At 51.5% G+C, this 22,690-nt stretch carries 20 protein-coding genes; 13 read left to right on the top strand and 7 right to left on the bottom strand.

Going from position 1 to position 22,690, the window contains the following annotated elements:
- The first annotated feature begins 4 nt into the window (after positions 1-4).
- Entirely contained in the window at positions 5-910 is a 906-nt protein-coding gene (locus tag BITS_RS06660; RefSeq protein WP_044259633.1) for an alpha/beta fold hydrolase, read from the top strand.
- A 622-nt stretch (positions 911-1,532) separates the two neighbouring features.
- Positions 1,533-2,372: an SDR family oxidoreductase gene (locus BITS_RS06655; RefSeq protein ID WP_044259631.1), complete on the top strand. Its 840-nt coding sequence runs from the start codon at positions 1,533-1,535 to the stop codon at positions 2,370-2,372.
- A 242-nt stretch (positions 2,373-2,614) separates the two neighbouring features.
- On the opposite strand, the gene BITS_RS06650 is transcribed toward BITS_RS06655, so the two are convergent.
- Positions 2,615-3,118: an alpha/beta fold hydrolase gene (locus BITS_RS06650; protein ID WP_202961129.1), complete on the bottom strand. Its 504-nt coding sequence runs from the start codon at positions 3,116-3,118 to the stop codon at positions 2,615-2,617.
- A 15-nt stretch (positions 3,119-3,133) separates the two neighbouring features.
- Positions 3,134-3,340 carry a hypothetical protein gene (locus BITS_RS09360; protein ID WP_202961128.1) on the bottom strand — a complete coding sequence of 69 codons (207 nt, stop codon included), beginning with the start codon at positions 3,338-3,340 and terminating at the stop codon, positions 3,134-3,136.
- A gap of 167 nt (positions 3,341-3,507) precedes the next feature.
- Between BITS_RS09360 and BITS_RS06645 the strand changes: the two genes are divergently transcribed.
- Positions 3,508-4,026, top strand: a complete 519-nt coding sequence (locus BITS_RS06645; RefSeq protein ID WP_026641623.1) for an NAD(P)H-dependent oxidoreductase — start codon at positions 3,508-3,510, stop codon at positions 4,024-4,026.
- Between the two features lie 60 nt (positions 4,027-4,086).
- On the top strand, positions 4,087-5,139 hold the full coding sequence (locus BITS_RS06640; RefSeq protein ID WP_238556562.1) for a zinc-binding dehydrogenase: 1,053 nt from the start codon (positions 4,087-4,089) through the stop codon (positions 5,137-5,139).
- 399 nt (positions 5,140-5,538) lie between these two features.
- On the opposite strand, the gene BITS_RS06635 is transcribed toward BITS_RS06640, so the two are convergent.
- Positions 5,539-6,507 (bottom strand): helix-turn-helix domain-containing protein, encoded by a 969-nt coding sequence (locus BITS_RS06635; RefSeq protein ID WP_202961127.1) that lies wholly within the window; start codon positions 6,505-6,507, stop codon positions 5,539-5,541.
- Positions 6,508-6,601: 94 nt separating this feature from the next.
- Between BITS_RS06635 and BITS_RS06630 the strand changes: the two genes are divergently transcribed.
- A complete protein-coding gene (locus BITS_RS06630; protein ID WP_044259628.1) occupies positions 6,602-8,014 on the top strand; it encodes an MFS transporter in 1,413 nt (470 codons plus the stop codon).
- A gap of 139 nt (positions 8,015-8,153) precedes the next feature.
- Entirely contained in the window at positions 8,154-8,933 is a 780-nt protein-coding gene (locus BITS_RS06625; RefSeq protein ID WP_026641620.1) for an SDR family oxidoreductase, read from the top strand.
- Between the two features lie 103 nt (positions 8,934-9,036).
- Here the strand turns inward: BITS_RS06625 and BITS_RS06620 are convergent, their stop codons facing one another.
- From BITS_RS06620 to BITS_RS06605, 4 genes are read right to left on the bottom strand one after another with little or no spacing between them, the layout of a single operon-like run.
- The gene (locus BITS_RS06620; protein ID WP_034533463.1) at positions 9,037-9,957 is read right to left on the bottom strand and encodes an ABC transporter substrate-binding protein; all 921 of its coding nucleotides are present in this window, start codon (positions 9,955-9,957) and stop codon (positions 9,037-9,039) included.
- Positions 9,958-9,993: 36 nt separating this feature from the next.
- On the bottom strand, positions 9,994-10,662 hold the full coding sequence (locus BITS_RS06615) for an ABC transporter permease (RefSeq protein ID WP_026641618.1): 669 nt from the start codon (positions 10,660-10,662) through the stop codon (positions 9,994-9,996).
- Positions 10,659-11,333 (bottom strand): ABC transporter permease, encoded by a 675-nt coding sequence (locus BITS_RS09310; RefSeq protein WP_044259626.1) that lies wholly within the window; start codon positions 11,331-11,333, stop codon positions 10,659-10,661. Before BITS_RS09310 ends, BITS_RS06615 begins: the two co-directional genes overlap by 4 nt.
- The gene (locus tag BITS_RS06605; RefSeq protein ID WP_026641617.1) at positions 11,330-12,139 is read right to left on the bottom strand and encodes an ABC transporter ATP-binding protein; all 810 of its coding nucleotides are present in this window, start codon (positions 12,137-12,139) and stop codon (positions 11,330-11,332) included. The genes BITS_RS09310 and BITS_RS06605 overlap by 4 nt, the downstream gene beginning before the upstream one ends.
- A gap of 442 nt (positions 12,140-12,581) precedes the next feature.
- Between BITS_RS06605 and BITS_RS06600 the strand changes: the two genes are divergently transcribed.
- The 7 genes from BITS_RS06600 (at position 12,582) to BITS_RS06570 (ending at position 22,558) form a co-directional block, all read left to right on the top strand.
- A complete protein-coding gene (locus tag BITS_RS06600; protein WP_238556561.1) occupies positions 12,582-13,820 on the top strand; it encodes a CE1758 family FMN-dependent luciferase-like monooxygenase in 1,239 nt (412 codons plus the stop codon).
- Positions 13,817-14,707 (top strand): CE1759 family FMN reductase, encoded by an 891-nt coding sequence (locus BITS_RS06595; RefSeq protein ID WP_051264298.1) that lies wholly within the window; start codon positions 13,817-13,819, stop codon positions 14,705-14,707. Before BITS_RS06600 ends, BITS_RS06595 begins: the two co-directional genes overlap by 4 nt.
- Before the next feature lie 773 nt (positions 14,708-15,480).
- Complete coding sequence (locus BITS_RS09245; protein WP_026641615.1) at positions 15,481-15,711, top strand: hypothetical protein; 231 nt, start codon at positions 15,481-15,483, stop codon at positions 15,709-15,711.
- The gene (locus tag BITS_RS06585; protein ID WP_338010655.1) at positions 15,621-16,562 is read left to right on the top strand and encodes a pectate lyase-like adhesive domain-containing protein; all 942 of its coding nucleotides are present in this window, start codon (positions 15,621-15,623) and stop codon (positions 16,560-16,562) included. Before BITS_RS09245 ends, BITS_RS06585 begins: the two co-directional genes overlap by 91 nt.
- A complete protein-coding gene (locus BITS_RS06580) occupies positions 16,465-17,397 on the top strand; it encodes a hypothetical protein (RefSeq protein ID WP_156097485.1) in 933 nt (310 codons plus the stop codon). Before BITS_RS06585 ends, BITS_RS06580 begins: the two co-directional genes overlap by 98 nt.
- Positions 17,295-18,260 (top strand): Rib/alpha-like domain-containing protein, encoded by a 966-nt coding sequence (locus tag BITS_RS06575; protein ID WP_044259622.1) that lies wholly within the window; start codon positions 17,295-17,297, stop codon positions 18,258-18,260. The genes BITS_RS06580 and BITS_RS06575 overlap by 103 nt, the downstream gene beginning before the upstream one ends.
- 23 nt (positions 18,261-18,283) lie before the next feature.
- Complete coding sequence (locus BITS_RS06570; RefSeq protein ID WP_326830986.1) at positions 18,284-22,558, top strand: hypothetical protein; 4,275 nt, start codon at positions 18,284-18,286, stop codon at positions 22,556-22,558.
- Positions 22,559-22,690: the final 132 nt, after the last annotated feature.

Below are 22,690 nucleotides of genomic sequence, written 5' to 3'. Positions count from 1 at the left end.
TTATATGAACAACACGGAGAAGGATGGGCTGGAATCCAGAGCAGGATATATTGGGCAGCGTAATTCCTATGTCCAGGTCAATGGGCAACGCATCGCCTATCGAGAGGCTGGTGCGGGAGCCAGTGAGATTCCGTTGGTTATGCTCACCCATCTGGCGGCAACCTTAGACGAGTGGGATCCTCTCCTCATCGATCTACTCGCCACCAACAATCATGTGGTCCTTCTTGATCTGCCGGGTGTCGGGGCAAGTTCAGGCGCAGTGCCCGACACCATTGAGGAGATGGCTATCCAAGCAATCGACATTATCCATGCTCTCGGATATTCCTTCATTAATTTGCTGGGGTTGTCCATGGGCGGAATGATTGCTCAGGAAATTGTACGCGCCGATCCCACATTAGTTCACCGGCTGATTCTCGCTGGAACGGCACCGCGCGGTGGAGAAGGAGTGGAGGCAGTAACGCGGGTGACCTTCGGTTTCATGTTGCGCGCTGCCCTGACGCGCAACGATCCGAAACGCTATATATTCTACGGCCATGATGCCCGCGGTTCCCGAGAAGCCAAGAAAGTCCTCGGGAGGATGGCACAAAGGCGGCCGGAAAACAAAGACCACGCTATGACGGTTCCCTCATTCCTCGGGCAATTGCGAGCGATCCACCGGTGGGGGAAAGCGTCGTTGGATAACATGGCACATATTAATCAGCCCACGCTCATTGTGAATGGTGACAATGATCGCCAAGTTCCAACCGCCAACTCGCCCATCATGCATTCGCATATTCCGGGTAGTCGTCTCGTGATCTACCCGAACGCCGGGCATGGCTCGATCTTCCAATATGCGGAAGAATTTGCCGCCGAGCTGGGAAGGTTCTTGGATGGCTCTCCGGAGAATCCCGGCTCTAGATCGGATGCATGATCGCACGGCGTGTGATCAGAACGGTGTGTGAAGATGGTGGCCGGATCAACGTCCGCAGCCTGCAGGCTTCCCTGTTCCTTCGGCTGACCAGACGGTTGTCCACCCCGGCCAAGTGTTCTCAAGGAGGTAGCAGACGAGTCGAGGCATGTAGAGAGCATCGCTCTCCACTTCCCGCGCCACCAGCTTCCTGGTCTCGTCAATCTGGAGCGTGTTCCTAATCCATGGCGAAGATATCTCTCGCCTGCTCGATGTCTACACGCAAGCTTTTGGCCGCTACATCCGGCGCGAGAGTATGACTTCCAATCCCGTCCTGTTAGACAAACGTCTCATCGCTGATGCTGCGGACGGCAAGTGTAAAGTTCATGCCATCATGATTCACTTGAGATGTGGCGTAATACCAGATTCTGAGTCTAGAGCACCGGTACCCTCGATCTCGGCACATAACCGGATTCAACTGCACTGCGACGGTCACAAGGAATGCAGACGTCCCATTTCAATCCATTGGGATATTGTGGAATATGTAATCCATTAACGAGCATCGTTTGATGGTCGTTCAATTTATAACTTGTTGTAACGGTGTGAATGGTAGAGATGTCGCTGCCATCGTATTGAAGGAGACGTCATGCGAGTTGCAGTGACTGGATCTACTGGCTTTCTCGGAGGCTTGGTTGCCCGTAGCTTAGTTGGTCACAATATCCCGTTGACCTTGCTCGTCCGATCAACCGCACGTGCCCCTCAGCTCCCTGATACTCAGGTAATAGAAACTGCTGGCTATGCTGACTTAGCGGGGAATAAGGAGGCTCTGAAAGATGCATCCACGGTTTTCATGGTGTCTGCAGCAGAGAGCTCTGACCGCCTCGAACAGCACAAGGCGTTTATAAATGCCGCAGGCGCAGCTGGTGTGGAACACATTGTCTATCTGTCCTTCCAGAACGCTGCACCCAATGCCACTTTTACTCTGGCGCGTACCCACTGGCACACTGAGGAGCATATCCGTCAATCCGGTATGAAATTCACCTTCTTGCGTGATAGCTTTTACCAAGACTTCCTTGCAGGCCTAGCCGGAGATGACAGTGTGATTCGGGGGCCTGCAGGGCGAGGGTGTGTCGCTGCAGTTGCCCGCACCGATGCAGCTGCGGCTGCTGCTCAGATACTGCTTGATCCAGCCGCCCATGCCGGCAAAACTTATACCCTCACAGGGCCGCAGGCGCTCACCTTGGACGAAGTTGCCCAGATCATCAGTGAAGAGACTGGCAGGAGCGTTAGCTACCACAACGAGACAGTGGACGAGGCATATGCTTCTCGTATGGCATGGGATGTACCGGACTGGCAACGTGAAGCTTGGGTTTCAACGTACACTGCAATCGCTGCAGGAGAATTGGAAGAGGTCACCACAGATATCTGCGATATCACCGGCCGTGAACCGCTGAGTCTCCGAGAACTGCTGAGGCGAACCCGCTAAGCTTTCCGGATCGACACATAAGCCTCCAGTGCTCCATGGAAATGTTGTGCCGTTGTCGGTTGCAGTTCGCCTACCCGGCAACTATTTGCGCACACTTTCCCATTCGATGTACTCGGCTTGGCTTATATATCCCTATGGATCACAAATATTCAGTGCAGAGTGCTGGAACCTCGTCAATATCAAGGAATTTTGCTCTTTGTATACACTCCCAATGTTGGACAAAGAATACTAGACCCAACGATTTATCGCGTCATACGTGTAATCAGCGCATTGAAATCCTTCGCAAATACGGGTGGGATGTTGTGGGCGGCTTTCTCCCATATTTCATATCGGCAATGCGGGTTGATCTCAGCCATCTTTTGAACACTGTCGATCATTGATTGTTGTTCTCGGGCGCCTGCCAAAGCCACGACGGGAATTGCAACATCAGTGAATCCGGGTTCGCTTTCGAAGGTAATGCCGTTATCCACTGAATTGCGAATGGTTTGGATGCTGACTTTCTGCATTTGTTCGACGAATTCTTTTCTGTGCCCCCTGGGCATTCCGTTCATCATCCCGACGATATTGCATAGCCAGCTTTTCTGAAGTGATGCGAGCTGTTGTTCATTGATCTTCATCACTTCTGATAATTCAGACTCGGATTTAATGAGCCAAGGACTCACGATTACTGCGGCGTAAAACAAATCGGGATATTCCGAAACGAGTTTGAAAGCAAGTTGAGCGCCTAATGAAAAACCGACGAGCAAGACTTTTTCGCCAAGTCAGCTGATATATTCAGCCAACTCAGTGATGCACGTTTCAGTATCAAATACTCTTTCAGCTTCACCGCCGAAACCCATGATATGGGGAATGATGAGGTGAAAATCCGCGGCAAGTGAATATTGTCTGCCAAAGGTATGAACGAAATTGGCGCCGTGAAGCATCACGATAATGCTGTCGTTATCTTTTCCGAATTCTTCTATCTTCATTGTTCGCAGTCCTTGCGCTGTTGCGGATATTGGTGAATATGAGTCGTATCGGCTGCTTGTGTCGTGATTATGCGGATAGCTTTAAAACTCATTATCTCATTTGACTTAAAGCCGACTTGAACTTGTAGTGTTCAAAACAAGAGCTTTAAAGGAAAGGATGACTGAGTATGCGTACGAGAGTACTCGTATTTCACCCGGATCTGCAGTCTTCGACGGTCAATAAGGCCTTAGCTCAAGAAGCGCGGAAAAATCCCGAACTTGATGTGATCGGCATGTATGCAAAGTATCCGGATTTCAATATCGATGTGAAAGCCGAGCAAGAGGCTCTGGAGCAGGTTGATCGCATCGTTCTGCAATTCCCTGTGTACTGGTATTCAGTGCCGCCGCTGTTGAAGAAGTGGTTTGACGATGTCTTGGCATATGGCTGGGCGTACGGCTCACAGGGAACCGCGCTGCACGGCAAAGAGCTGCTCATCGCAGCTGGTTTCGGTGCTGGTGAAGAGGCCTATCAAGGGGATTCTGGTTACACTGCGGAGCAACTGTTCGCACCTTTGCATCAGACCTCGAATTTCATCGGCACCACATGGCTGGATCCATTTGTCATGTATGGAACAACCGGCATTGAACAACAACGCCTCGAAGACTATGTGTCTGCCTATGTGCGGATCCTGTCCGACATAAAATAGGGTTTGACAAAGACGTTTCTATCACTTCGATAATTTGCAAAACCAAGAATGGAGAATCAAATGGCTCAGGAAGATATGACAATTCCAGAGAAAATGAAGGCAGTGGTGATGATCGCCCCCGGCGATGTAGAAGTCCAGGAGATCGATGTGCCACATGTCGTGAAATCGGGTGACGCAGTTATCAAGCTGGCAGCCGCCTGTATCTGCGGGTCGGATTTGTGGCCATATCGCGGCTTGCAACCGGTGGATCACCAGTTCATGGGCCACGAATATGTTGGAACCGTTGTCGAGATCGGCGACGATGTGAAGACACTGAAGGTGGGCGATTTCGTTATCGGTTCCTTCATGGTCTCCGACAACACATGCGAGATTTGCCAGGCAGGATTCCCGTCTCGCTGCGCCAACGCCGGAACCTACACCGGAAGCCAAGCGGAATATATGCGGATCGAAGAAGCAGATGGCACCTTGGTCGTTGTTCCTGGCGGCAAGCCTGATGATCCGGATCGTATCGCTGATTATCTGGCGGCTTCCGATGTTTTGGGCACCGGTTGGTTTGCCGCAGTGGCTGCTGAAGCCGGCCCGGGCAAGACTATTGCCGTCGTCGGCGATGGTGCAGTCGGTCTGTCCGCTATCTTGGCTGCAAAGGCTCTTGGCTCTGAGAAGGTTATTGCTTTCTCGCGTCACGAGGATCGCGCGGCTCTTGCGCGTGAATTCGGCGCCGATGTGGTGATTGCAGAGCGCGGCGAAGAGGGTGCAGCCAAGGTCAAGGAATTGACCAATGGTTTGGGCGCTCACGGCGTCTGCGAAGCGGTCGGCACTCAGCAGTCCATGGATCAGGCGCTCGCGTCTTGCCGTCCTGGCGGATATGTCGGATTTGTCGGCGTCTCCCACGACCAGAAGATCGATGGCCAGAACCTCTTCTTCCGCGAGGTGCATATGCTCGGCGGTCCTGCTCCTGTTCGTCGATTCCTGCCTGATCTGATCAAGCGCATCGATAACGGCGAGATTCATCCGGGCAAGGTATTCACTGCCCGTATTCCTCTTGAAGAAGCCGCTGAAGGATACAAGGCCATGGACGAACGCAAGGAAATCAAGGTCTTGCTTGAGGTCTGAGTTAGCTCTGAAGTCAGTCTGTGTCTGATTGAATGTGACTCGAATCGGTCATAGTTGTCTGGCGCAGACTTGCAGAGGTTTTCCGATTATGCCAACAGGCGCTCGGGTGATGTGAGCTATGCTCCATGTGTTGGACTGAAGGGATTCAGATTCAAAGAATGGAGGCGTGGTCCATAGTATTCCCGAGCGCTTGTTCATGTGTTTCTAGTTTTTGCAGCATAAGTATTTCTAAGGAAGAACTGCTTACGGGAAGTGCTACTTACAGTACGAACTACAACAAGTCAAAAGGGCGCACCCCTGTGTGCCCGCTTTTGATCAACAGCATCCAGTCTGACATGCTTCGAGTTTTACGGTAATCACTGCCAGGCAGCGTCATACATAACCCTTGTACTCTGCATTTCAGGCAGAAATATCGGATGAGTTAGGGAGTTCAGCCTGTGTTTCGTCTGTATGCGGATCTGCCATCCAACTTGCGAGCATACTGAGTCGCTCATAAGTTGGCGTATTCGGCGCTGCAGAATATGTAATCATTGCAAGGCCTTCGTCTGCTGGTAATTCGAGGGTTTCAAAATCCAATGACAGTTCACCGACGACTGGATGAACGATCACCTTGTGTCCTGCCCGATGAAGACGAACGTCATGAGCCGCCCAAAGTTGCGCAAAGTCTTCGCTGCATGCCAGCAATTCTCCAAGAAGGTTGGAAAATACCGTGTCAAAGGGATTCTTGCCAGCAACTCCTCGCAATGAGGCAACAAGATCGGCTGCCGAATCGTCCCAATGGGGGAAGAATTCATGCGCTGCTGGGTCAAGGAACATGAATCGTGCAACATTTACCGTATTTGCCTGACCGCTCAGACCTGGTGAAACTCTGGACTCGTATAACGGTGAAAAGACGGCGCGACCCATTTGATTGGCATACAACAGATCGCGGCGATCCGTGCGAATGAAGGCGGGAATATCTCCCATGGCGTCAATGATGCGCCTTAACTCCTCGCGAACCACTGGGTCTTTCATGCCTGCTCGAGCAGCTCTACGGCGATTGACCGGAGTTGAGGCACTTGCATGTGCCAGATCGAAAAGGTGTGAGGTCTCAGCTTCATCAAGTTGAAGCGCCTTGGCAACCGCTTGCAGCACTTCGGTTGAGGCGCCTTTGATATGTCCTCGCTCAAGGCGTGTGTAGTAGTCAACGCTGACTCCTGCAAGCATTGCTACCTCTTCGCGTCGCAATCCCTTGACCCGACGGCGTTCCCCATATGTGGGAAGGCCCACCTTGTCAGGTGTGATTCGATTGCGTCTCGAAGTGAGGAATTCTTTTATGTCGTTATTCAATTCCAAGCTTTGCCTATCCATGACAACAAAGATAGCCAATGTTGGGTCCTTCGCAAATGCTGAAACAGGTACTCCCAGTACCTGTAATAACGGTCACTGTTACGGTATGCGATTTGATTGAATAATCAATTTCATGGTCTTAGCAATAGTTCTTATCGGATATTTGATTATCCTCTTGGACACCGCAATCGTGGTGACGGGCCTGCCTGCGATCGGTGCGGAATTGGGGCTCACGGCACTTCACTTGTCTTGGGTGCAGAATTCCTACACTTTGATATTTGGCTCCTTCTTGCTCTTGGGTGCAAGAGCGGGTGATATTTTCGGTCGCCGACGCGTGCTGAATGCCGGTATTGCGCTTTTTACCTTGGCGTCTTTGGCAATCGGACTTTCGCCGAATGCTGCATGGCTTATTGCCGCACGAATTGTACAAGGTGCCGGCGCAGCCATTCTTGCCCCTACGACACTGGCTTTGATCACAGAATATTTCCCTGAAGGCGAACCTCGCGTACGTGCAACAAGTGCGTATGGAATTGTCGCAGGAATCGGTGCTGCGGCAGGTATGGTACTCGGTGGCGTATTCACATCGTTGTGGTCGTGGAGGGTAGGCTTCTTTATCAATGTTCCTATCGGTATTGCCTTGTATTTTATGGCTCGATCGGTATTGCCCGTCTCTCGCACCCGTTCTGGGCAGCTCGACGTTCTAGGTGCCGTGCTGTCTGTGCTTGGGGTTGGCGGAATACTGTTCGCAGTGGTTATGAGTCCTGAATTTGGCATCTCCAATCCTCTTGTGAGCGGCTCATTCGTTGTCGGATTGTTGCTCATTGGCGTATTTGTCGCACATGAGAATCGTGTGCCGCAACCTCTTATGCCATTGAAGCTCTTCCGTTCTCCAACGCGATCAGGCGCTGTGGTGACACGATTCCTGCTTGTGGGCGCAACATTCAGCTTTTTCTTCTTCACCACTCAGGTCATGCAAGAGGTACTCGGCATGTCCGCATTGGAAGCGGGTCTCGGATTCCTCCCGCTGTCGGTTACGCAGTTCTTTGTGGCTTTGGGCATTCCTAGTCTGATCCGTCGCGGTGTGAGCGAACGTATTCTTGTCTTCGCAGGAGTTGCAGTGATGGTTATCGGAATGGGATGGCTTGCTTTTGTTGCCACCGGTTACGGATACTGGCTATCAATTGGCATCCCAATGGCGCTGCTAGGAGTCGGTCAAGGAATTTGCTGGGGCCCTCTCAATAGCGCTGGTATTGCCGATACTTCGCCTTCAGAGGCTGGCGCCGCATCCGGTATCGTAAATTCCTTCCATCAGATTGGTGGAACCTTGGGCGTTGGCGCATATTCTGCGCTCGCTGTGGCTGTTATGGGTTCATCACAAAGCGTTAATGCCATAGTTGGTCGTGCCCAAATTGGCCAAGCGGTTGCGGCGTTCGCATTGTTGGTCGCTGCCATAGTTGCATTGGCGTTCATTGGAAAACCGCAGAAAAGTACTTATAAACAACCTAATCCGGACTCAATTGCCGAAGAAATATCGTTTGCGCAGTGAATGGCTGCCACATCTCAGCCATTCAATGAATCAGGCAAGATGCTTGGTGCGCAAAGTGAATATGAAAGGACGAGAATCGTCCGTGTAATTGTTGTCGCACTTGTTGCAAAGTCTCAATAAACAAAATAAAGGAAGTATCATGGCTAACACAAAAACCGTTCTCTCTATCGGTGCAACCGGTTCCATTGGTGTGCACGTCGTTCGTCAACTTGTCGAGAAGGGCTACCGGACAAGAGCGATTGTGCGTGATCTCGAGCGTGCAAGCAAGGTTTTGCCTGCAGAGGTCGAGCTCTTCCATGGCAGTCCAAGCGATCCTGAAATTCTCGCCAAAGCGACGGATGGTGTAGATGCAATAGTGTTTACACACGGGACGCATGGTGAACCTGGACAGGCACGTGAAGTGGAATATGGCTTCGTCAAAGCCGCTCTTGATGCAGTACAAAACCGACCGGAAGTCTTCATTTCTTTGATGACGGCACTTGGCGTCACGGTGCATGAGGGCGAGTTCAACCGGCGTAGTGAGGGGCATGATTACAAGCGTCGTGCTGAGCGCTTGGTTCGTATGTCAGGCCATCCACATGTTATTGTGCGACCAGGCTGGTTTGACTATAACGAAGATGACGAACGCAAATTGCAATTCCTTCAAGGAGATAAGCGCCGCTCAGGAACCCCCGAGGATGGTGTGGTTGCGCGAGAAGACATAGCGCGAGTGCTGATTGATGCCATCGATATTCCTGAAGCGGCATCGACAACGCTGGAACTGGTCGCTGTGAAGGGTGAGTCTCAGAGCGATTTGGCGCCTCTGTTTGCCGCGCTTGAGCATGATGTGCCGGGTCAGCCGGATGCCCCATTGGATCCGGATACCTTGCCGATGAGTTCTGAACCGCAATGGGTTCTTGATGATCTCAAAGCTGCATAAGCGGGCTCGTAATAGAAAGACCGGAATTCCCGACCATGTGGGAATCCGGTCTTTCTATTGCCGCTGTGGTTAGCTAAGGTGGCTAATCACAGCGAGCCAATAATCAAAGATTCTTGGATGCCAGCCAATCCTTGGCAATGGTTGCTGCGGAAAGCTGATCATTCACGCTTCGTGCATTCAAAGCAATCAATTCATCCGTGGTGAGTGCAGCGCTGACCTTATTGATGACAGCGGCATTTTCGTCGGTGATTTTCTTGGATACGAGTGGTACCACATGCGAGGAGAGGAATAAGCCCTTTGTATCTTCCAGAGATACCAAATCATTGGCTGCGATTGAGGGATCGGCACTGTAAATAATGGCGATTTGGATGCTGTTATCTTTCAGGGCCTTGACTGTAAGCGGACCACCGGAATCCTCAATTGGGGTGAAAGATGCGTCGATGCCGTAAGTTGCTTTCAAACCCTTTGGCCCATTCGGACGATTCTCTGCCTCTGAATTTGCGCCCATTACCAGAGGATCAGTCACCTTAGCCAAATCAGCGATGCTCTTGAGTCCCCATTTCTCGGCGAATTCCTTGGTGACAACATATGAATCCTGATCAGTTGCAGGAGCCTGATCGAGCACGCGCAATCCGTCAGGAACAACACTCTTGAGTTGGTTATACACATCATCCGATGTGGTCGCTGTGGTTTGGTCATCCCAATACTTGAGCAGCGGGCCCGTATAATCTGGGAATAAATCGATATTTCCCGATTCGATTTCCGGCAAATAGACCTCACGCTGACCGATGCGCATTTGACGGTCGATTTTCGCGCCATTTTGTTCAAGTGCCTGGGCATATATTTCAGCGATTATTTCATTGGAATAGTAGTCTTGCGAACCAACGACTATGGTCTGTGAATCTGAACCGCTCTGCCCGCTGGCGCTTGAACTACCGTCAAATGAAGAGCTGCTGCCGCAAGCTGCCAATGCCAGTGCTGCTATGGCAGCTAGGGCTGCGGTAATCCCTTTTTTGATCTTCATATTTCTCCGATCCCTGTGATGAGTATTTGAGTCTGGTTATTCAGAGCGAGGATGAGCCTGGTTATCGGCATAGCGTTGCAGCCATGCGAAAAGTATTTCTGCAAGCAGAGCCATTACGGTGACCAAAATCGCACCGCCAAGCATCTGTCCATAATCGCGCGTCTTGAGTCCTGCGAAAATATATCGTCCAAGACCCATATCCGCTGTATATGCTGCAAGGGTTGACGTGGCGATCACCTGCAATACTGCGGATCGTATTCCTCCCACAATCAAAGGACTCGCCAAAGGCAATTCAACTCGCGAAACAATGCCCCAAGTCGTGAAACCGATTGCTCGAGCCGCTTGGATGCTGGTTGTATCAACAGATTCGACACCCGAATATGCCCCTGCAAGCAGTGAGGGGATCGCAAGCACGATAAGAGCAAGGAGCGGTGCTCCAATGCCTATTCCGATCAATAAACCGAACAGGGTCAGCAAGCCCAGTGTCGGTATGGCTCGCATTGCTCCGGTGATTCCTGCGATAACGGATTTCCCACGGCCCGTGTGACCTATCGCCACGCCTGTAGGAATCGCGATTATTGCCGCAATAAGGACTGCAACGAGGCTGACAAGAAAATGCTGGCCAATACGAAGAGGTATTGATCCGCTTCCCGACCAATTGGCTGGATTGATGAACCACTGCCATGCACTGTTGATGAGGGTCATTGGATGTCTCCCTCCAACTTCATCTGGTCAGTTTGTTGTGATGCGCGGGTCCATGGAGTAAGCATTCGCCCAATCAGATTGAGCAGAGCGTCCACCATGAGAGCAAGGGCGACTGTGGCTATTGCTCCGGTGGCAACTTCGGCAACGATTCCTCTTTGGAAGCCATCGGTAAGCAATGACCCAAGACTTTGGATGCCGATAAGCGAACCTATCGTCACCAAACCTATTGTGGACACTGCAACCACGCGAACGCCGGAAATAATGACCGGAATGGCCAGTGGAAGTTCAACTTGCCAGAGCAGTGAGCTACGAGAGAATCCGATTGCAGTTGCTGCGCTTAATGTGGTTTGCGGAATGGAATTGAATGCATCGACGCTCGTTCGAACCATTAATGCGACGCCATATACGGTAAGCGCAATAATCATCGTTGCCGGTGAGCGCAATGGCGTGCCAAAGAAACTCGGAATCATAATGAGCAGTGGCAATGACGGAATCGCGTATAACAGCGTTGTGACCGAAAGCAATGGGCTGCCAAAACGCGGATGGCGGTTGGCGAATCGGCCAATAGGCAGAGCTATGAGCACACTCAATGCTATTGCCGGCAGCGCAAGCAGAAGATGCGCTGCGCCGAGCTCCAAAGCAGTCGCCCAGTTATTCATCAACCAAGTCATCGCAACACCCCAAGCGGTCTGCCAAGAGAATCATATGCGATGACCTTATCTCCCACTTGGGCAGTGGTTATGCTGGTGCGATCCTCGTTGATTCCTATGAATTTGGCAACGAATTCGTTGGCAGGCTTGGTGAGAATCTCTTCCGGGGTGCCGATTTGTTCCACGACACCGCCCTGAGACATGATGACGATCTGTTCGCCCAGTCGCAAGGCCTCATCGATATCATGCGTAATGAAAACAATCGTGGTTCCCAATTCAGTGTGGATGCGCAGCAACTCGTCCTGAAGTTCGCGGCGGACAATCGGGTCGACTGCACCGAAAGGCTCATCCATAAGCATGATGTTTGGGCGGGTCACTAATGCGCGTGCAACGCCTGCGCGCTGAACCTGGCCTCCGGAAAGCTCACTCGGGTAACGAGTGGCAAGCGAGGTATCAAGCCCGACTATTTTCATCATTTCCATGCCGCGTTCGCGGGCCTCGCGTTTGCCGACCTTCTGCAGTCTCAGAACCGTGGTCACATTGTCGATTATGGTGCGGTGGGGAAGCAGTCCGCCCTCTTGCAAGACGTATCCGATTCGCCGGCGTAATTGAATGGGGTCTACTGTGGCGACATCCTCGTCATCGATAAGCACTTGGCCGCTGCTCGGTGTCACCATGCGGTTGATCATTCTGAGCAGAGTGGTTTTACCTGAGCCGGAAGAGCCTACAATCGTGGTAATCGAATGAGAAGGGATGATGAGAGAGAAGTCGCGTACGGCAACCTGCCCTGAGGGATACGTTTCTGATACTGACGAGAATTCAATCATTATTCGCTTCCCTCATATAATCATTCCAACCAGCGTAACCTCATGCGACATTGCGGCATGTAGGCCGTCAAACAGGCAACATCCACGGATGGTCATATTGTGCCAATCCTACATATGACAATAGTATGCAAAGCAGGGGTATCCAGCCATAAGCGGAATTTGTCGGAATGCAATTGCTCATTACGAAGTATTCGCAGTGAGCAATGCTGGTGTGTGAGCCGTCATTGATGTTGTGGGAGCAAGGTCTGCCTGACATCTGATGCGACTTCCATATATTTAAGCCTCCCTGAGGGATGGAAAAGCATGACGATTATGATCTGCTTTTCGGTACTAACAAAATGTGAGCAACCTCATACGGCCTGACGGCGTTTCTGTGGAATTATTCATGGTGGCTTTGGATTGACTCAAACAATGACATTTAACTTTTGAGGAAGGAACAATCATGAACCTGCCCCACTTCGACATATCCAAGAATTCATCCGCACAAGAGCGGAATTCGACTGAAGCAAAAGCAGTGACATCGCCGCGTCGTCATATGCATTTCGGCATTTTCACCGTTGGTGATATCACTGTCGATCCCGCAACGGGCAAGCCGCCAAGCGAGCATCAGCGCATCAAGAACACTGTGGAAATGGCTGTTGCCGCAGAACAAGCCGGTCTTGATTTCTTTGCCACGGGCGAGCATCACAATCCACCGTTCGCTCCTTCAAGTCCTACGACTTTGTTGGCGAACATTGCGGCAAAGACTTCGACGTTGCTGCTGTCCACTGCGACAACGCTGATAACCACTAACGATCCTGTTCGTTTGGCTGAGGATTATGCGTATCTGCAGCATATTGCCGATGGACGCCTCGATCTCATGATGGGTAGAGGCAATACCGGGCCGGTCTATCCGTGGTTCGGCAAGGATATTCGCAAGGGTATCCAGTTGGCAGTGGAGAATTATGATCTGCTGAGACGCCTCTGGGCTGAGACGAATGTCGATTGGGGGGGTGAATTCCGCACCCCACTGACCGACTTCACGTCAATGCCTCGACCGCTTGACGGCGTCGCACCATTTGTGTGGCATGCGTCGATTCGCAGCCCTCAAATCGCGGAACAGACAGCATATTATGGCGATGGTTTCTTCCATAACAATATTTTCTGGCCTGTTGATCATGTCAAGAAGATGACGGATCTATATCGCTCCCGCTATGAGTATTACGGTCATGGTCCTGCCGAAGAAGCCATTGTCGGATTGGGCGGTCAGATTTTCATGGCTGATACAGAGGCGGGGGCAAGGCGCAAATATGAGCCGATTTTCCGCAATACCTATGTGTATCAAGGCGCCTCAATGGATGAAATGATCCAATACACGCCGCTTGCCGTAGGAACTCCGGACCAAGTCGTCGAAAAATATGTGAAGTATCGCGACATTATCGGTGACTACCAACGACAGGCTTTTGTTTTGGATATGGGAGGTCTTTCCCATGCAGAGGTTATGCATCAAATTGAATTGCTGGGGACTCGAGTCGTTCCTGTGCTGCGTGCAGAGTTGGATAAGGAGCGTCCTGCGAATGTGCCGGATGCGCCGATGCATCCAAGACACCTGGCGATGATAACCGGTGCAGAACCTCCTGCAGAAGAGCCATTTGCTCTGGCTGATGATTACGATCCTCTGACAGGAAGGAGGGCACAATGATGAATGATGTGTCTAAGTACGAAATTGAAGATGGAACTGTGGTCCGAGGAGCCGTTGCGCATAACAACGAACCAGGTTTAGACGGTCCAAGCGCTCATGATGCAAGTGATGCTTCGCTCAGCGGTGCGTTGCCCCATGCCTCTGATGAATCAGATTCGGGTCAATATAAAGGTGGTGACATGGAAGACAAAAGGGATACGCCGTTTGCAGGAGAGTACGGTGAGTTTGAAGATGCGTATGACCATACCCAAATGGGACGTGTTGCAAAAATCGTTGCCATTCATGCTGGTGTGTCAACACCTTCGACTTCCAGTATGTTGACTGATCGCATCATTGGTGCAACACGCAGTGCTTTGGAAAAGGACTCGCGTATCGCTTCGGTTTCGGTATACGCATTGCGCCCATTGGTGAATGATATTGCTTTGGCAAGCGTTGGAGGTCCCATAAGCAATGCCTTGCAAGAGATAATCGATGCCTTGCGTGAAGCGGATGGAGCCATTGTCGTCACACCGGTATTTCAATCCTCGTATTCAGGCCTGTTTAAGTCCTTCTTCGATATCTTGCCTGAAAATACGATGAGAGATCTGCCGGTTGTGATGGGGGCGACGGCTGGGAGCGTGCGTCATTCCTTGGTGACTGAATTGGCAATGCGCCCGTTGTTTGCGTATCTCAAGGCATTGCCGACCACACTTGCGGTATTTGCCGCGAGCGAGGACTTCGGTGCATCGGTTCCGGATGGTGATGCGACGGATACTGCGTCGCCTCTGGTGAGTCGTATCAATAGGGCGGGTAAGGAGTTTGCTCGGTTCATTGAAAGCTTCCCTCGCAAGGCGCCGGTCGATGCAATGAGTGATTTCGCGCCTATGGAGTCTTTGCTCAAGCGGTAAGTGCATGCATTGGTGACGCATGGCTGATGCAAGCGAGTACATTGCAGTTAAGGCGGTCTTCGATATGAAGGCAGCCTTCTTCTTGTGAGGGATATAGCGTCGCGCATGGCATTCCGCTGCAAGAATGTGCAACCGTACCCCGATGCAGGCGCGGAATTGCGGAAGTGTTCCTGTGAGTCGGGGGGGGGGCATGGGGCGAAGATAAGTGATTGCGATCAATACGGATTTCAGTCCATTGAGCTCAAAGCGGATCAGTGAATTTCGGATTGCGCTCGGGTTTCAAGTCATGGAATATGCTGATAATTGCTTTCGAATATTTCATATAGATTTTGCTAACACAAGTTAATGTTCGCCAAGCCTTATGACAGTGAAAAATACGTGTTATTCATCACAAAATACTTGGTGTGAGAGATTCATCACAGGGTTTTGAAGCTGTGACGTGAATCACTTCGCGGGGTTGAAACGACAACACTTTCCTTGACGTTTTCTGCGAGTCTGTCAAGTGATCGATGTGTGTGTTTTTGCTGAAATATCAAACGATTCTTACTGCCGACTGAGTTGCAGGAATATTCCATAAAACCAGAAAAACATCATATATGATGATTTCCCTATTGGGAAAAAACACATTTTCGGCGAGTTTGTATCGATGGCCTCATGCTAGCGTCGTCAATCTAGATGCGGCACAAGATGTTGTGGGAGAATATCGATCCGCGGTGTGTATTTAATAATTCGAGAGAAATCACGACGAAAAACATGATCTGTAAGGAGCATGCATGTCAACAATCAAGAACTCGCTGCCAGAGAGCGGCAAGTCAGCCAAGAATGGCAAACCAAAGGCGGTCAAGCGCAATGCCCTTCTGGCTTTCGCTTCCACTGCAACAATCGCACTGCTGCTGAACACCGGCGGCGTTGCATTCGCAGAAGAGACGAACACCGGAAGCGTTGCCTCTTCGGCAGTTGCAGCTGCAACCGCGCCTGCGGCAACGGGCACCCGGTTACCGTAAGCACTGCAGACGAACTCTATAACGCAATCACCGTTTCTACGGCAAATATCATCAACATCGCCGGTAATATCGATTTGCATGACAAGGGTAGCTCTAATATTCGTGTAACTCTCGGAAATGCCTATAGGCGCGATATCACCATTCAATCCGCTGATGGCACCGCATACTCTGTTGATTTCAGTGGTTATTCATTTACTTTGGGTTCTGGTTATACTGTTGCCTTCAAGAACCTCGATCTGTATGGTCAGCAGTGGTACGGCGCAATCCAGGGTGCCACAACTTATAACTACGAAAATGTGACCTACACCGGCTCTCAGTTGGTTAATTTCGATGATGGTGCCGTGAACTTCTATGGAAATGTCGCTTCCAATTCCGTAGCGACCTATAGCAACCCTGTATCCGGCAAGTCTTACTCTACCCAGGGTAACGGTAATCAGCAGGTTATCGAAGGTAAGAGCGCCACATTTAAAGCAGGCAGCAATGTAACTCTGACTTCTGTCAGTGGAAATGTTTTGCAGATTGCTTCTGGCGGTACAGGCGTGACCGTTGAAGAAGGCGCAAACGTTACGCTTAAGCCTCGTAAGACCACTATTTCCACGGAAGCTTCCAAAAATGGTACTAACTATGGTATCGTGCTCGATTCTTCGAGTTTGAGTGTGGCCGAAGGTGCAACTTTGACAGTGGATCTTGCCAATGAATCAGGCAACAGATCCATGTCCGGTGGTATCTACATGACCGGAAACAACGCTGCGATTGACGTCGCTGAAAAACGGCAAGTTGCTGGTGAATACCAATGGCACGCCAAGCGTCAACGTAGTGCAAATGGGTGGCGGTACCGTAAATATCAATGAGAACGCTACTTTTGCTTTGACTGCTACAAACGCAGGTAGCTATGCGGGCAATTTGATGGCTGTTTCCGGCGCTACGGTAAATGCAAACCCATACTCCACCTTCACCATTACTTCTGATGGTACGGGTGCATTGACTGCGCTGAACGTGGCTTCTGGTTCTGTGAATGTGGACCAGCCAACTCTCTTCAAGCTCGATTTGAGTGGTAATACCAATGCCAGCAACAGCGACAAGCTTGTCAGCAGCGGTAAGGTAAACGTCACCAACTCCAAGCAGATTTTCTCCGACGGTACTGAATCGGAGCCAATCAACAACCTTGTAATTACTTACAACAACACTGGTACCGCTTCTAGCAGCACGAATGATCTTGAATCCACTACCGAAGTTGCAGAAACAGCCATCCGCAGCAACATCGTGGGCAAGATTCAGGACACCCTTACTTTCACCCGCGCAGGTGAGACTGTAGATATCGTTGACGATCAGCTCAGCCTGTCTGCAGACAATGTGCTGACCGGTAAGGTCGCCGTAGCCGATGGAAACAATGAAGACGTGTGGATCAGCGTCACCATCACCCCAACTGGTGGTTCTGCGCAGCAACTGACTGGTGAGCAGGGTCCATACTGGCGCGATACCACTACTAAGTATCAGACCAAGACAGATGCAGATGGCAACTTCACGGTTGATCTTTCTGCTTACGAATCCTTGCTCTCCGATAAGGTTCTACGGTTACCGTTTTGGCAACGAAGAACTTTATCGATGACACTGCTTCGAAGACCGTTGCAGAGCTTCGCAAGGAAGCTGATTCTTATGTTCCGGCATATGCGGATACCTCTGTAGAAGCTGGTAAGTCCACTACAGTTACATCAACCTTCACCGACAGCAAGGGTGCATCCACCACAGCACCTTCTGGCGTAAGCTACGCTCTTGGTGACGACGCTCCATCCTGGGCAACCATCGATACAAGCACCGGTGTTATCACTGCAGCTCCAGGCGCAGATGTGGCAAACCAGGCTTACTCCATCCCTGTAACCGTTACCTATTCCGATGGTTCTACTGATTCTTCAACAGCTAAGGTAACGGTCACTGCTGCAGTGGATACAACTGCTCTGCAGGCACAGGTCGACAAGGATGCTGACGTCAAGGCTTTGACTGGTTGGGCTAATGCATCCGACAATGAGAAGACTGCATACAACAATGCTCTTGACGCAGCCAACACTGTACTCACCAATCCTGATGCAACTCAGGATCAGGTTAACGAAGCTCTCAAGAATTTGCAGGATGCTGCAAATGCTATTGCTGCTAAGGACACGGATAAAACTGAGCTCCAGAACCATGTGGATAACTCAGATACTGTGAAGTCTTCTACCGGCTATGAGAATGCAACGGATGAGCAGAAGACTGCATACGACAATGCTCTCGCAGCAGCTGACACCGTTCTGAAAGATCCAAATGCAACTCAGGCAGAAGTAGACAAGGCTATTGAAGACCTTAAGACTGCTGAGCAGGCTATTGCCGGTGCTACCACCGATAGGGTTGATTTGCAGGCTGAAGTGAACAAGGAATCTGACGTAACTGGTTCTACCGGTTACCAGAATGCCTCCGATGAGCAGAAGCAGACCTATCAGGATGCCTTGAAGGCTGCCCAAGATGTGCTTGCTGACGATTCAGCCACCCAGGCTGAGGTGAATGACGCGCTGTAGAAGCTTCAGGATGCCGCTAAGCTATCGCCGCTGAGAATACCGATAAGTCCAAGCTGGAGACTTCCATTTCCAATGCTGGTACTGTTCAGGATTCCGCTGAGTATGAGAATGCCACGGATGAGCAGAAGCAGGCTCTGACTGATGCTTTGGCGAAGGCAAACGAGGTCTTCAATAAGACTGATGCAGCTCAGGCTGAGGTGGATGCCGCTCGGGAAGCTCTCGACAGTGCAATCGCAGCTATCGAAGCAAACGCAACTGATAAGACCGAGCTCCAGGCTGAGGTAGATAAGGAAGCTGATGTTAAGGCTTCCACTGGTTACCAGAATGCTACTGACGCTCAGAAGCAGGCTTATCAGGATGCTCTCGATGCAGCCAACAAGGTGCTGGAAGATGACAATGCTACTCAGTCACAGGTTGAAGAAGCTCTCGAGAATTTGAAGACTGCTTCTGATGCAGTGACAAATGCTACTGCAGACAAGTCGAAGCTTGAGTCTGAGGTCGCCAAGGAAGAAGACGTGAAGGCTTCCACTGGCTACCAGAACGCTTCCGACGAGCAGAAGCAGGCCTATGAGGATGCTCTCACTGCAGCAAACGAAGTTCTTACAAAGGATGGTGCTACCCAGGCTGAGGTTGACGAGGCTCTGAAGAATCTCCAGACAGCTTCCAACGCAATCACTGGCACCACCACTAATAAGGATGCTTTGACTGCTGAGGCTGCTAAGGAAGACTCCGTAAGGGGTTCGACCGGTTGGACTAATGCTGATCAGACCACTAAGGATGCATACCAGTCCGCTCTGGATGCAGCCAACACTGTGCTGGACAACGAGAATGCCACCCAGTCTGAAGTCGATCAGGCTCTGAAGAACTTGCAGGATGCCGCTAACGCGATCGCTGCTAAGGACACGGATAAGACAGCTCTTACTGCTGAGGCTGCCAAGGAAGACGATGTGAAGGCTTCCACTGGCTACCAGAATGCGACCGACGAGCAGAAGCAGGCATATGAGACTGCTTTGACGGATGCTAAGGCTGTTTTGGAAGATGAGAATGCTACTCAGACTGAAGTGAATGATGCTCTGGATAAGCTGAAGGCTGCTGAGCAAGCCATTACCGGTGCTACCACCGATAGGGTTGATTTGCAGGCTGAAGTGAACAAGGAATCTGACGTAACTGGTTCTACCGGTTACCAGAATGCCTCCGATGAGCAGAAGCAGACCTATCAGGATGCCTTGAAGGCTGCCCAAGATGTGCTTGCTGACGATTCAGCCACCCAGGCTGAGGTGAATGACGCGCTGCAGAAGCTTCAGGATGCCGCCAAGGCGATCACCGATCAGAACACTGACAAGACTGAATTGATTGCTGAAGCTGCCAAGGAGGACACCGTTAAGGGTTCTGCTGGTTATGCGAATGCTTCCGATGAGCAGAAGAAGGCATATGATGATGCTCTTCAGGCCGCTAAGGACGTAATTGCTAACGACAAGGCAACCAAGGCTGATGTTGACAAGGCTCTTGAAGACCTCAAGAACGCTGAGCAGACCGTCAACGGTGTGACCACCGATAAGACCGCTTTGCAAGCTGAGGCTGACAAGAAGGATTCCGTCGAGTCCTCCACCGGTTACCTGAATGCTTCCGATGAGCAGAAGCAGGCTTATCAGGATGCTTTGGACAAGGCCAATGAGGTGTTGGCCGATGACAACGCCACCCAGGCTCAAGTTAATGAAGCTCTGAAGAATCTGCAGGATGCAGCCAACGCAATCACCGGTCAGAACACCGATAAGGGCGAACTGGAAACTGCTATCAGCGAAGCTAACGATGCCAAGAACACAGACGCATACATCAATGCTTCTGATGATGCGAAGAAGGCATTGGATGATGCTCTCGCCGCGGCCGAGGAAGTGAACAGCAACCCGAATGCAACTCAGGACGAAGTCAATGCGGCCAAGGAGGCCTTGGAGGACGCCAAGAACGCTCTCGATGGCACGGCAACTGATAAGTCCGAGCTGAATGCAGAGATCGGCAAGGAGAACTCCGTAAAGAACTCTGACGGTTACAAGAACGGAACGGAAGCCACCAAGGCAGCTTACGATCAGGCTCTTGCGGCTGCTAAGGAAGTCATGCACGACGATGACGCAACCCAGGCTGAGGTTGCTGAGGCCCTGAAGAATCTTCAGGAGGCCACTGCAGCTCTCGATGGTGGCGCCACCGACAAGGGCACCTTGGAAGAGGAGATTGCCAAGGAATCCACTGTAAAGAACGATTCCAAGTACGCCAACGCAACAGATTCCTCCAAGCAGAAGTATGACGAGGCTCTTGAGAAGGCAAAGGCCATGCAAAGCGACCCGAATGCAACTCAGGCTGAAGTTGACGCAGCAAAGAATCAGCTGATCGCTGCAGAAGAAGCGCTGAACGGTGCGGAAACGCATTTCAACGATCTCATTGAGACGATTGCTGATGCCAACACTGCTAAGAACACGGATGCATACAAGAACGCTTCCGAAGATGCAAAGAAGGCTCTTGATGATGCGTTGGCCGCAGCTGAAGCTGTGAATAGCGATCTGAACGCCACCCAAGAGCAGGTCGACACTGCCAAGAAGAATCTCGAAGCAGCTCAGTCCGCACTTGATGGACAACACACCACCAAGGGTGACCTGCAGACCGCGATCACCGATGCCAACACCGCAAAGGGTACGGATGCATACAAGAACGCTTCTGACGATGCGAAGAAGGCTCTTGACGATGCACTCGCAGCAGCTGAGGAAGTGAATAGCAACCCTGATGCCACTCAGGCTGAGGTTGATGCAGCCAAGACTGCTTTGGAGAATGCGAAGAACGTACTCGATGGTAAGGATACCGACAAGACCGCTCTGAACAACTCCATCGCGAACTCGGGTGCGACCAAGGATTCGATGAGCTACCAGAACGGTACTGACGAAGCTAAGGCTGCCTATGACAAGGCTCTTGAAGATGCACAGCGCGTCTCCAACGATCCGAATGCAACGCAGGCAGAAGTTGACGCTGTGGAGAAGGCTCTCGAAGGTGCTTTGAGCAACTTGAGCGGTATGGCAACTGACAAGTCCGCTTTGGAGGCCTCAATCTCCGATGCAAACACCAAGCAGGATTCGGATGCATACCGCAACGCTTCTGACGATGCCAAGAAGGCATTCGACGATGCGCTCGCAGCTGCTGAGAATGTCTTCAATAGCGCATCTGCAAGCCAGGCTGAAGTCAATGCAGCTAAGGAAGCTTTGGATGCGGCGACTGGCGCACTGAACGGCGCGGCAACCAATAAGGATGCCCTGACTGCTGAGGCTGGCAAGGAAGAGTCCGTTAAGAACTCCGCTGGTTACGCCAACTCTGCTCAGGAAGTGAAGGACGCATACCAGAAGGCTCTTGACGCTGCAAACGCTGTGCTCGCTGATCCGAAGGCATCTCAGGCTGAAGTGAATGAGGCTCTGAAGAACCTTCAGGATGCTGCCACTGCAGTGAATGCCGCAACTACCAACAAGGACGCCCTGACCGCAGAAGCCGCTAAGGAAGATACGGTTAAGAACTCCGTGGGTTACGCCAACGCTTCCCAGGCTGTGAAGGATGCCTATGACAAGGCTCTGGAAGCTGCCAAGGCCGCTCTGGCTGATGAGAACGCATCGCAGGCAACTGTGGATGAGGCTCTGAAGAACCTTCAGGATGCTGCAAATGCTGTGGCTGGTGCGGTAACCGACAAGGGTGCTCTGACCACTGAGGTGGGCAAGGAATCCGATGTCAAGGCTTCCACCGGTTACGCAAACGCAACCCAGGCTCAGAAGGACGCTTACCAAGCGGCTCTGGATGCAGCCAAGGCTGTGCTTGCCGATGAGAATGCCACTCAGGCTCAGGTTGATGAGGCTCTGAAGAACCTGAAGAATGCTGCTCAGGCCGTGACCGGTGCAGCAACCGATAAGGGTAACCTCCAGACCGGTGTTGACAATGCCAATACCGTGAAGAACTCCGATGCCTACAAGAACGCTTCGCAGGCTGCGAAGGATGCCTACGACAAGGCTCTGGCAGAAGCCAATGCAGTGCTCAACGATCCGAACGCCACTCAGGCCGACGTCGATGCAGCGCTCGCCAAGCTCGAAGCAGTCAAGAACGCTCTCGACGGCAAGAGCACTAGCCCGAAGCATGCCAAGAGCAGCGCTGCAAGCGCTCTGGCCAAGACCGGTGCAAACACCGGTTGGGGTTGGATCTCCGCAGCACTCGCATCCATCGGTGCACTGCTCGGAATCGCTCGCCGCAAGCGTTCCAGCGACGAAGGTCGGCGCTGAATCGAATAGCTCGGAATTCTCCGGTGCTTGACTGAACAAAGTTGAGGGCGTCACTCCATAAGGGGTGACGCCCTCAACTCATTGCGTTTGCCTTTGGATCGTTGACAATAGTGCTCGATGCCGCGAATGCAG

This window comes from Bifidobacterium tsurumiense (assembly GCF_000741765.1).
GTDB classification, from domain to species: Bacteria; Actinomycetota; Actinomycetes; order Actinomycetales; family Bifidobacteriaceae; genus Bifidobacterium; species Bifidobacterium tsurumiense.
The sequence above is the reverse complement of the archived record's forward strand: the minus strand, read 5'-3'. Positions and strand labels throughout refer to the sequence as shown.

Bases quoted from the DNA above. Each gene is read 5' to 3' on its own strand.
- BITS_RS06595 (WP_051264298.1), top strand. From the start codon at position 13,817: ATGATGAATGATGTGTCTAAGTACGAAATTGAAGATGGAACTGTGGTC.
- BITS_RS06605 (WP_026641617.1), bottom strand. From the start codon at position 12,139: ATGATTGAATTCTCGTCAGTATCAGAAACGTATCCCTCAGGGCAGGTT.
- BITS_RS09245 (WP_026641615.1), top strand. From the start codon at position 15,481: ATGTCAACAATCAAGAACTCGCTGCCAGAGAGCGGCAAGTCAGCCAAG.
- BITS_RS09310 (WP_044259626.1), bottom strand. From the start codon at position 11,333: ATGACTTGGTTGATGAATAACTGGGCGACTGCTTTGGAGCTCGGCGCA.
- BITS_RS06640 (WP_238556562.1), top strand. From the start codon at position 4,087: ATGGCTCAGGAAGATATGACAATTCCAGAGAAAATGAAGGCAGTGGTG.
- BITS_RS06620 (WP_034533463.1), bottom strand. From the start codon at position 9,957: ATGAAGATCAAAAAAGGGATTACCGCAGCCCTAGCTGCCATAGCAGCA.
- BITS_RS06630 (WP_044259628.1), top strand. From the start codon at position 6,602: ATGGTCTTAGCAATAGTTCTTATCGGATATTTGATTATCCTCTTGGAC.
- BITS_RS09360 (WP_202961128.1), bottom strand. From the start codon at position 3,340: ATGAAGATAGAAGAATTCGGAAAAGATAACGACAGCATTATCGTGATG.
- BITS_RS06615 (WP_026641618.1), bottom strand. From the start codon at position 10,662: ATGACCCTCATCAACAGTGCATGGCAGTGGTTCATCAATCCAGCCAAT.
- BITS_RS06645 (WP_026641623.1), top strand. From the start codon at position 3,508: ATGCGTACGAGAGTACTCGTATTTCACCCGGATCTGCAGTCTTCGACG.
- BITS_RS06600 (WP_238556561.1), top strand. From the start codon at position 12,582: ATGAACCTGCCCCACTTCGACATATCCAAGAATTCATCCGCACAAGAG.
- BITS_RS06625 (WP_026641620.1), top strand. From the start codon at position 8,154: ATGGCTAACACAAAAACCGTTCTCTCTATCGGTGCAACCGGTTCCATT.
- BITS_RS06660 (WP_044259633.1), top strand. From the start codon at position 5: ATGAACAACACGGAGAAGGATGGGCTGGAATCCAGAGCAGGATATATT.
- BITS_RS06655 (WP_044259631.1), top strand. From the start codon at position 1,533: ATGCGAGTTGCAGTGACTGGATCTACTGGCTTTCTCGGAGGCTTGGTT.